This window comes from Streptacidiphilus melanogenes (assembly GCF_000787835.1).
In the GTDB taxonomy this organism is placed as follows: domain Bacteria; phylum Actinomycetota; class Actinomycetes; order Streptomycetales; family Streptomycetaceae; genus Streptacidiphilus; species Streptacidiphilus melanogenes.
The window spans coordinates 28564-37851 of sequence record NZ_BBPP01000057.1 but is presented as its reverse complement, the minus strand read 5'-3'; the positions used below and the strand labels follow the sequence as shown (position 1 = coordinate 37851).

General features: G+C 70.7%; 14 protein-coding genes. 12 read left to right on the top strand and 2 right to left on the bottom strand.

Annotation, left to right across the window (positions count from 1 at the left end; genetic code table 11):
• Positions 1–61 precede the first annotated feature (61 nt).
• The 10 genes from TR49_RS44250 to TR49_RS35675 all read left to right on the top strand — a co-directional run bounded on the left by TR49_RS44250 (position 62) and on the right by TR49_RS35675 (position 5736).
• On the top strand, positions 62–208 hold the full coding sequence (locus TR49_RS44250; protein WP_160311697.1) for a hypothetical protein: 147 nt from the start codon (positions 62–64) through the stop codon (positions 206–208).
• Between the two features lie 41 nt (positions 209–249).
• Positions 250–441 carry a hypothetical protein gene (locus TR49_RS35715; RefSeq protein WP_042389729.1) on the top strand — a complete coding sequence of 64 codons (192 nt, stop codon included), beginning with the start codon at positions 250–252 and terminating at the stop codon, positions 439–441.
• 3 nt (positions 442–444) lie between these two features.
• Complete coding sequence (locus tag TR49_RS35710) at positions 445–672, top strand: hypothetical protein (RefSeq protein WP_042389727.1); 228 nt, start codon at positions 445–447, stop codon at positions 670–672.
• Between the two features lie 17 nt (positions 673–689).
• Positions 690–908: a hypothetical protein gene (locus TR49_RS35705; RefSeq protein ID WP_042389725.1), complete on the top strand. Its 219-nt coding sequence runs from the start codon at positions 690–692 to the stop codon at positions 906–908.
• Positions 909–982: 74 nt separating this feature from the next.
• Positions 983–1183 (top strand): hypothetical protein, encoded by a 201-nt coding sequence (locus tag TR49_RS35700; RefSeq protein ID WP_042389723.1) that lies wholly within the window; start codon positions 983–985, stop codon positions 1181–1183.
• A complete protein-coding gene (locus TR49_RS35695) occupies positions 1183–2148 on the top strand; it encodes a hypothetical protein (protein ID WP_042389721.1) in 966 nt (321 codons plus the stop codon). The genes TR49_RS35700 and TR49_RS35695 overlap by 1 nt, the downstream gene beginning before the upstream one ends.
• 71 nt (positions 2149–2219) lie before the next feature.
• Positions 2220–4331 (top strand): cell division protein FtsK, encoded by a 2112-nt coding sequence (locus TR49_RS35690; RefSeq protein WP_042389757.1) that lies wholly within the window; start codon positions 2220–2222, stop codon positions 4329–4331.
• Between the two features lie 216 nt (positions 4332–4547).
• Positions 4548–4730, top strand: a complete 183-nt coding sequence (locus tag TR49_RS35685; protein ID WP_042389720.1) for a hypothetical protein — start codon at positions 4548–4550, stop codon at positions 4728–4730.
• 87 nt (positions 4731–4817) lie between these two features.
• Positions 4818–5171: a hypothetical protein gene (locus TR49_RS35680; protein ID WP_042389718.1), complete on the top strand. Its 354-nt coding sequence runs from the start codon at positions 4818–4820 to the stop codon at positions 5169–5171.
• Between the two features lie 181 nt (positions 5172–5352).
• Positions 5353–5736 carry a hypothetical protein gene (locus TR49_RS35675; RefSeq protein ID WP_042389716.1) on the top strand — a complete coding sequence of 128 codons (384 nt, stop codon included), beginning with the start codon at positions 5353–5355 and terminating at the stop codon, positions 5734–5736.
• A 33-nt stretch (positions 5737–5769) separates the two neighbouring features.
• Here TR49_RS35675 and TR49_RS35670 read toward each other — a convergent pair whose 3' ends face one another.
• Positions 5770–6006, bottom strand: coding sequence for a hypothetical protein (locus TR49_RS35670; RefSeq protein ID WP_042389713.1), 237 nt, complete (start codon positions 6004–6006; stop codon positions 5770–5772).
• Between the two features lie 492 nt (positions 6007–6498).
• On the opposite strand from TR49_RS35670, the gene TR49_RS35665 reads away from it, so the two are divergent.
• Entirely contained in the window at positions 6499–6804 is a 306-nt protein-coding gene (locus TR49_RS35665; RefSeq protein ID WP_042389711.1) for a hypothetical protein, read from the top strand.
• A 770-nt stretch (positions 6805–7574) separates the two neighbouring features.
• Positions 7575–8162 (top strand): restriction endonuclease, encoded by a 588-nt coding sequence (locus TR49_RS46915; RefSeq protein ID WP_042389708.1) that lies wholly within the window; start codon positions 7575–7577, stop codon positions 8160–8162.
• Positions 8163–8523: 361 nt separating this feature from the next.
• Here TR49_RS46915 and TR49_RS47155 read toward each other — a convergent pair whose 3' ends face one another.
• Positions 8524–8928, bottom strand: coding sequence for a phage terminase small subunit (locus TR49_RS47155; RefSeq protein WP_500808192.1), 405 nt, complete (start codon positions 8926–8928; stop codon positions 8524–8526).
• Between the last annotated feature and the right edge of the window lie 360 nt (positions 8929–9288).

Below are 9288 nucleotides of genomic sequence, written 5' to 3'. Positions count from 1 at the left end.
GTCTTCACCAGCAACAGGTTGGCGACCCGCCCCACCCCTTCCCACACCCCTGGAGACAGCCATGTCCAAGACCACCCGTCCCGTCCCCGCGCCGCCCCGTATCGAGCTCACGGCCCGTCCGCTGGCCCCGCAGATCCGGCGCCGCGTCGACGCTCTGCTCGACCGCCTGCTCGCCCCGAACTGGCCGCCCGTCATCTGGCCGGCCTAACCCCACCCCGTCCCGCACCGCCAACCCGAAGGGAGCCCGTCATGGGCCTGTTCCGCCGCTCCACCTCCAACAACGACAGCCTGCCCGACGCGACCGACGACACGCTCCGCGAGATCGGCCGCCTGGTCAACGCGGGCGACCTGGACGCCGCCGACGCGATCGCCCAGTCCACCCGCGACCCCCGCGCCACCGCCTTCGCCGCATACCGCTACATCGACACCGTGGAGGACTGACCGGTGCCCGCTCGCCTGAAGCGGCTGCTCCTGCAGTCCGTCCCGTTCATCGTCGCCGCCGGCCTCGGCGCGTTCCTGCTGCCGCACCCCGCCGTGATCGACATGCGCCCGAGCACCCTGCACGACCTCGTCGTGCTCCTCCTGGCCTGCATCGCCTACGACCGCATCGGGGCCCTGATCGACGCCATCGCCGACCGCCGCAACCCCGTCCCCGCCGACCCGACCGACTGACCCGAGAGGAGCCCGTGATGGGCCTGTTCTCCCGCTCGTCCCGCAGCAGCAGCGCCCCGGCCAGCGAGGTGCGCCGCCCGATCCTCGACCCCGACAGCGAGGCCTGCGTCTGGCTGAACGCCGCCGACGCCAGCGACCCCGCCACCGTCGACCGCGCCCTCGCCGCCGCCCGCGTCGAGCTCGACGCGATGGCCGCCCGCCGCGCCGAGATCAGCGACTGGCTCGACCGCAGCTGACGCCCACCAGACCGGGCTGGGCGCGCGGATGACACCGGCCACGCAGCCCAGCCCTACCAGGAAGGACCCAAGCCATGCACTTCACCCTGTCGGGCTCGAGGCCGTCGACGCTGCTCCTGGCCAGCCTGCTGCTGGCCCTGTTCACCACCACCCCGGTCCCGCTCGCGCTCGTCGTCGCGGTGGTCGTCTGGCTGCTGCACACCCCGGCCGCGCTCGCCGCCGGCGTCGCCCTCACCCTCGGCTGGCGGATCCTCCACCCGAAGGCGGCCCGCTGATGTACACCAAGATTCTTCGCTGCCTGGCGCCGCTGACCGGCGCGATGATCCTCGTATCCGCCGCCTGGACGGCGTGGAACACGGTCGCGCTGATCGGCACCCACAACCCGATCGGCTACGGCGTCGCGGTGTTCTTCGACGCGGCCTGGTTGGTCGCTGTCGCCGTCCAGCATGAACTTCGTTACCGGGTCGACCTGCGTGTCCGCTTGAGCGCTGTCGGCTGGTCACTGACCGCCCTGTCGGCGGCCGTCAACGCCACCAGTGAGCTGCTCGGCGGTCACGGCACCGCCGTCGCGGTCGTGGCGTCGCTGGTGCCGCTGCTCGCGAAGGCGTGTTTGGCCCTGAAGTTGTTCACCGAGGCCAACTCGACGGAAGCCAAGGCGCGCTTCACCGCGCTGACGCAGAGCTGGACCGATCAGCTGACTGAGGTACGCATCTCTGAGGCGATGGCATCCCAGTGGCATCGCGTCGAGCGGCTGCATGAAAACGCCGACGCGCAGCGCCTGGCCGTCACCCAGTCCGACCGGCTGGCGAACCTCGAGCTGACCTCGGGCACCGAGCTGCCGGTGACGCGCACCGCGGATCCGGTGGTGTGGGCGAAGCCGGTGACGATGCCGCTCGCCCCCGTCTTCCAGGAACCCGCACCGGCCGTTGTGGAGCCCGCGGAGACGGTGCCGGTGCCCCGGACGCCGTTCGGGTTCGCCCGGAGTGTCGCAGCCGGTGACACGGCCACAGAGTCGCTGGTGGCTCCGACTGTCGCCGCACTGTCGCAGGGGCCCGCGCAGGCCGTCCCTGAGGCCTTCGCGGAGCGGACCGAGGCGGCCCGTCGGCGTCGCGCTGACGGCATCGCCTACATGCGTGCCAACCCGGACGCGGTCGTCGCCGAAATCGCCCAGCGGTTCGGGGTGTCGACGCGCACCGTCCAGCGCTGGTGGCAGACCCAGGACGAGGAGAACCCGCAGTGAGCATCACCGACAGCACGCCGCCGAAGGTCAACGGGACGACGCTCCCGCCGGAGCGGTTCGAGAAGTTCACGATTCCGTCCGCCCCGCGGACCGAACCCGCCGACGCCGTTCCGTCGCAGGTCACGGCCCCGTCGCTTCCCGCAGATCTGCGGGAAGCAGCAGCGCAGCGTGTCCGGCCGCGGCTGCACCGTCGTGCCGCTGCCCGCGTCCACCATGTGGCGACGCACCCGAGGACGCGCACCGCCGGCCTCCTGGCGGTCCGTCACGGGATGTACACCGCGGCAGGTGCCCGCGTCCTCGCGAAGCGGGCCTGGGAGTCCCGCACGACGTCCCGGCACCAGCGGATGATCCGCACCGCCGAAGAGTTGGGCCAGCACGAGGTCGCCGCCGAGTGGGAGCAGCGCGCCGCCCAGTTCCGGGCATCCCGCCACCAGCGCCGCATGGACCTGCTGCACGCTCCGCTGCGCCTCGCGAAGGCCCTGCTGTGGTCCCTCGCGATCGGTACCGGGTCGCTCCTGCTCACGGGCGTGATCCTCGCGATAGCGCAGAAGCAGGGCCGTGACCTGCTGCTGCCGCTGTTCTTCGCGATCGTCATCGTCCGCGACCTGGTCATGATCGCCGCCGTCGTGTTCGGCATCGGCGTCTACCTCGCCCCGGTCCTGGTCCTGCTGTCGTTCTGGCGGGCCGGCCAGCAGGGCGGCACCGTGCCCCGCTGGGTGCTGCCCGAGCGGGAGCGCACCGTCGAGACCATCACCCCGTCGATCGTCGTCATGGCGATGCGCGACCTGGGCATCAGTCAGCTACGCAAGCAGATCCAAGCCATGGACGACGGCGCCGCGCAGATGCTCGGCCCGATCACCCTCGCCGGGTGCGGTGTCGAGGTCGACGTCCTGCTCCCGTCCGGCGTCTCCACGGAGGAGATCCAGGCCCGGCGCCGCAAGTTGGCCGAGAACCTGGGCCGCCACGAGCACGAGGTCTTCATCACCATCCCGACCGCGGCCCGCACCGTCCGGCTGTGGATCGCCGACAGCGGCGCGCTCGACGAGCCGGTCGGCCCGTCGCCCCTCGTGGTGGACGCGGAGATGACCGCGGACTACATCAACGGCCGCGCCCCGTGGGGCCCTGACCTGCGCGGCGACCTGGTCGCCCTGAGCCTGTACCAGCGGCACCTGCTGTGCACCGGCCTGTCCAACCAGGGCAAGACGGCCAGCATGCGGGCTCTGGCCCTGTGGCTGGCCCTCGACCCGACCGTCGAGTTCCGCATCGGCGACCTCAAGGGCATCGGCGACTGGCGAATGTTCGCCGGCCTCGCCACCGTCCTGATCGAGGGACCGACCGACGAGCACGTCGCCCTGGTCACAGAGATGCTCGAGGAGGGCGTCGCCGAGATGGAGCGCCGCCTCCTGGCCCCGGACGGGACGAAGTTCCAGCCGCTGATCCTGGTCGTGGACGAGGCGCAGGTCGCGTTCATGTGTCCCGAAGAGGACGAGCTCAAGCGGCCGTACGGCGGCACGAAGAAGACCAGCCGGTTCTTCCGAGCCGCCCGAAAGCTCCACAACCAGGGCCGCGCCGTTGACGTGCTGCTCTGGGAGGGCACGCAGGACCCGACGGACCAGAACCTGCCGAAGCTCGTCCGCGAGGGCGCGCACATCCGCGCCTCCCTGGTCGTCGGCACCGAGTCCCAGGCCCGCATGGCGCTCGGCGACAAGGCCATCGACGGCGGCGCCGAGCCGCACAAGCTGCGCCAGGGCATCGACAAGGGCGTCGTCGTGGTCGCCGGCGACGGCGTGAAGCTCGAGCCCGGCCAGGCCTCCATCACCGTTCGGACGCACTACGTGGACAAGGAGCAGGCGTACGAGATCGCGGAGCGGGCGAAGGCCCGGCGCTCGGGCGTGACGACGAAGTCGTCGGTGGAGCCCGTGGCCCAGGTCGACTCGCTGCAGGACATCGCCGACTTGATCGGCGACCGGCCGCGGGTGCCGACCCGGGAGATGCTTCAGCGCCTGGTGGAGCACAACCGGGCCGAGTACGGCGACTGGACGTTCCAGGATCTGACGCAGTTCCTGAAGGACGCCGGGTGTGAGCCGCACAAGTCGAGCGGGATCCCGGTGGTGGACCGCCAGAAGGTCCTCGATGCGCTCGCGAATCGGGCTCTCGAAGAGGCCGACGACTACGACGAGTGACAGGGAGGCGGCAGGGAGGGGAGGGAGTTCTCCCTGACCGCCTCCCTGTAACGCCTCCCTGGATCTGATCTGCGCTGATGGCCTGCCAGGGAGTCAGGGAGGCACCCGCCTGCAGGCCGTACAGCACCCCTGGAGCGCACGTCCCCGAACGGGACTGCCTCCCTCCCTGCCCAACCTTGATCACTATCCGTAACCACGAGAAGGAAGAGGCCAGCCATGAGCCGAGAGATCGAACACCCGGAGTTCTACACGGTTCGCGAGTCGGCACGCCGTGCCGTGCTGCTCGCCCGAGGCGCCCGCCAGGTGCTGCGCGGCAAGTCGACGGCGAAGGTCGACCGCGCCCTCGAGCAGCTCGCCGACGAGGCCCGCGAGCGCGAGGCCACGGCGAAGAAGAAGTAGCCAGCCCGGGGCGGCCCGAGGGCCGGTATTCCCAGAGCCGCCCCGGATCCCCAGCCCGCACTGCGATACAGACTGGAGACCCAAGACATGCCCACCAGGCCCGAGCCCACAAACAGCACGCTCCCCGGATGGCCGACCGAGCCCGAGTACACGCCGGCCCGACGCTCCGACACCCCCGCCGCCTGGCAGCGCGACGCACAGGAGGCCGCACGCTACGGCCAGCCCCAGCAGCCCATCGTTGTAAACAACTACTACGCGGCGCAGCGGCGCGGCCCCGACCTGCAGCAGGTACTCGGCTGGGTCGCGGTCGGCGGGATCGTCGCCAGCGTCCTGCTCGCCGTCGCCACCGTCGCGATCGCCCTCGGCCTGGCCGCACTCGCCATGGCCATCATGGCGCTGGTCCTCCGCGCGATCTGGCGGGACTTCCAGAAGCGCGGCTGACCACCCGGCTGTCATTGGCCTGAATGGCGGAGCGGACCGGTCGAACTTGATCACTCAAGAGTGCGATGCCCGGCCCTGGATGGGCCCGCCGCCCGAGCTTCCCGCAAGGATGCCGCGTGCACGTTCCGATCCCGGCGTCCGCCAAGGTCACGGAACGCCGCACGATCCAGAGGGAGAACGCATGAAGGCACTCAGGCGTCTGATCGCTCCGCTTGCCCTGGGCATGGCATTGGTGATGCCGTCCGCCTCCGCCGCGGCGCTGGCGGACACCATCACCGTCGGGAACGCAGACAACGGGAAGACCGTCAACGCCGTCGTCGGCCAAGACATCACAGTGCTGCTCCAGGACGACTCCAGCGGCGGCTATACGCTCACGTACGGCCAGACGGCCTCCAGCGCGTCCGATGTACTCGCACCGGATGAGGATGCCCCGGGGACGTTCCACGCCGTGGCCCAAGGCAGCGCCGACCTCACCGCTCAGGCCACGTGCACGCCCGGCGCGAACCCCTGCCCCGACCCGATCCCCGTATGGAGGGTCACAATCGACGTCGCCGCTGCACAGTGATGTGACCACAGATCAGGACAGCTGGTCGGCTCATCACTCCCAGGTGTCGGAGCCGCCGCCGATCCACTCGACCATCCGCTCCGAGTTGAGGTCGAGCTCGTCCAGGCCGGCCCGGCGGCAGAACTCGGACACGTCCCCGATGCCGTAGGCCTTCCCGACCTGCGTGCCGAGGATGTCCACGCGCCGGAACGGCCGGGTGACACCCTCGGAGACGACGGGGTGGACGACGACGTGGGCGTGATGGTGCTCGGTGGGTGCGGGTTCGGTCATGCCGCCCAGCCTGCGATGCCCGGACGGTGATCGCATCCGCGTTCGCCCATCCGCCAATGCCGTCACCTGCTCGGGCGGATGCCCGTTTCACCGCCACGGTCGACGGCTACAAGTCGGTAGCGCCGGATTCCGACCCCGGCGTGGCACAGCGTCCGGTCCCCGCCCCGGGGCCGGACGCTTCACGATGCATTCGGGTCGGTTGCGGCACCCCAGACGGTGAGCCGAGGCCTTCTTCGTGCCGGTTGGGCGGGAGCCCCAGAGGCCCGAGGCTCCCGTTGCTGTGCGGTGTGCGGTCGCCGCACGGCAGGGCGCGCTCGACGGGTGGGAGGCCCGGATGCGCGCCGTACCCATCAAGCCCGGCACGCGACGGCGGGAGCAAGCGCAGCGGACCATTCGGGCGACTGGCGGTCGGCCCCAGCGCGACCGTCGCCGACACGGTGAATGCGCCCGCAAGGGGTAGGCGCTGCAGAGGGCCAGGGAAGGCGGTACAGCATGGGTGCCAGCATGGACCGCGCGATGACGGGATACTTCACTGCCGCACTGATCGCGGCCGGTGGACCCGACGCGTCAACGCCCGCGGCGGTATTCCTGCGGCAGCGCCAGACGCTGTGGCAGGAGCGCGCGGCCATGGAGCCGTCCACCGCCCGGGAAGCTCTGCGCTGGGCCACTCGGCGCGTCACCACCGCGGAACCGGCGGCACATCTGGAGGCCGTGGAGGACCGCACCGCTCTTGAGGACTGGATGGCCGAGCGGAGGATCCACGGGTTCCGCTACATCGGACGCACCCTGCTGGGCTAAGGCGACGCCTGGGTCAGGGGCACCACCTTCTGGACTGCCTGCCGGCGCGGAGTTACGACCCTTCGTCGTTGTCGCCCCGGTCCTTTCCCGACCAGCAAGTCCCACTCCGAATCCCGTTGCCCCGGCACCGCCCGGCCGGACGCTGCCCACGCCGCGGCGGCCCTCGTGCGCGGCCCTTAGCCGTACTTCCCGACGTGCCAGTCCTCGCTCATCGGTCTGCCGGCTGCAACATGGTGGATCTGCTGACAGGGGTCACAGCAGCCAATGGAGTCGATCCCGCCCCAATCCGCCAGCGGGCGCCCCGCTGCCGCTGTGTCGACTGTGTGGCCGCAGAGGGCGAGCGACTGGCCGAGCTCAACGATGTGCCACCGTCCGCCGGGTTCACACTCCGGTGGGGTGACGTACTGCACGCGCAGCTCGTAGAGCATGACGACCTCTCCAGGACGGAGCCGCGACCGGCATCCCGCGCGGAGCAGGTCGCGGCCTACACCGCGACTGCCCACCGTTCCCGGTTCCACGCACGAAGAGGCCCCCCACGCTTGAGTCCGAAGCGTCGGGGGCCTTCTGCCGTCCAGCTCCTCCACAGCATGTGGACAGCAGTCCCGCCCGGGGCGTGCAGCGGCGGCTCCCAAAGCGCCATCCCACTGACGTACCGGACTACGCCGTGAGATTGTGAAGTCCTCGTAAAGAGGGGGCATTACGTGGGGCATCCGGCACGCCGTAAGCGCCAGCTCGTACGGTTTAACGTGCGCTTCCCGCGTCGGCGACGAATGCGGATCCCACGCAGCTGGGTCGGCCTGCTCTTCCTGGTGGGGCGCCTCTACGTCGCCGCGTTCTACCTGATGGTTGCCATGGCGATCGGCATGGTCTGGCTGCTCGTGGCCGGCACCCAGGTCACCTGTTGGGGCGTCGCCGATCTGACCCGACTCGTCCGGCGGAAGCCCGAGCGGCTGCCCCAGGTGACAGCGAACGTGCTCACGGACTTCCAGTACATGACCCCGCTCCAGTTCGAGCAGGCCCTCGCCGGCCTGTGTCAGCGGGACGGCTGCACCGACGTACGCGTCGTCGGCGGTGCCGGCGACCTCGGCGCAGACGTCATCGCCACCACCCCGGACGGGCGGCGAATCGTCATCCAGGCCAAGCGCTACGCGCCCACGAACCGGGTCGGCTCACCCGAAGTGCAGAAGGTCGGCGGCACCTACTACGTGGTCCACGGTGCGCACCTCGCCGCAGTCGTCACCACAAGCGGTTTCACCCAGGGCGCCGTGCAGTACGCCCAACAGGCCGGCATCCGCCTCTACGGCGCCCGCGAGCTCGCAGGCTGGGTGTCGCGCACAGGTCCAGCACCCTGGCACTGACCGACCGTGTCGTGGCCTCCTCCGCCTCAAGCGGCCCCTGAGCCAGGGCGATCCCCCCGCTGCGGCCGCACCAGCACCCGGTGCGGCTCCTCCCGAAGGATCCGCTGAAAGTCCACCGAGTTCAGACCCCGCATGCCCCAAGCCACGAGACCGCGCTCCAGCAGCCACTCGGTGCGCCGAGTCCGCCACTCCCGACGCGCGGCACACCACCGGCCCCACTCGATCGGGTGGTCCGGCGACGGCGTCCCGCCCAGACCCCAGTCCCGCTCCCTGAACTGCCAGAACCAAGCTGGCGGCATCTGATCGTCGTCCGGAGCCTGCTGGTCCAGGCCCGCCCGCGCCGCCCTCCGGGCCGACACCATCACACACCCCGCAGCGGCACGACCGCGGCCGGCGCCCCAACCTGATCAGGCAGAGCCCAGCCGAGCGCAGCCATGCCCTGCGGCGTCAGGCCCAGACGGTCAGACAGATGCCGGGCCTCCTGCGCCATCCACGCCGACGCCTTACCGGACAAGATCGTGCAGCAGCACGTCACGAACATCGCCACCGCCGGAACGAACGAGTCGTCCCACATCGCCGCTTGGGGGCCGGTCCACAGTTCCTCCCACATCGTCGCCTCCGGCTCCGACCAGTCCCGGCCGGACGGGAGCGGCGGAACAGGGAGATCGCACACCGCCGGCAGCGTCACCAGGCCGCGCCGTGAACCGGAGCGCTCGCTCGCTCTGGCGGCCGTGTAGCGGCTCCGTTCCTTCGCTGGATTCGGCATAACTGGCATCGTGGGTACCTCACAATCCGTAGTCAGTGATCATGGCCAGCGGCGACAGTTGAGTCTGAGCGGGATCGCGAGCAGCGACGCACCTCCCCGAAGGTCCCCGGCAAGGGGGGTGGGGGACGGTATGCCCCTGGGGGTGGGGCGTGGCTGTCACGCTTGGTCACGTCGCGCCCAGCCGCCCGGCGTGTTGGCACTTGTCTTCCGTGCATGGCATGGGGCGCAGATGCCTCGTAGCCGGTGGAGTGCGTCCGGGTTGGTGATCCCGGCGGCTACCAGGTCACGTCGTTCGTCCGGGTAGTGATCAGCGACGGTGGACAGCTGTCGGCATGGGTTGCCGTGGCCGTGGCCTTCGTC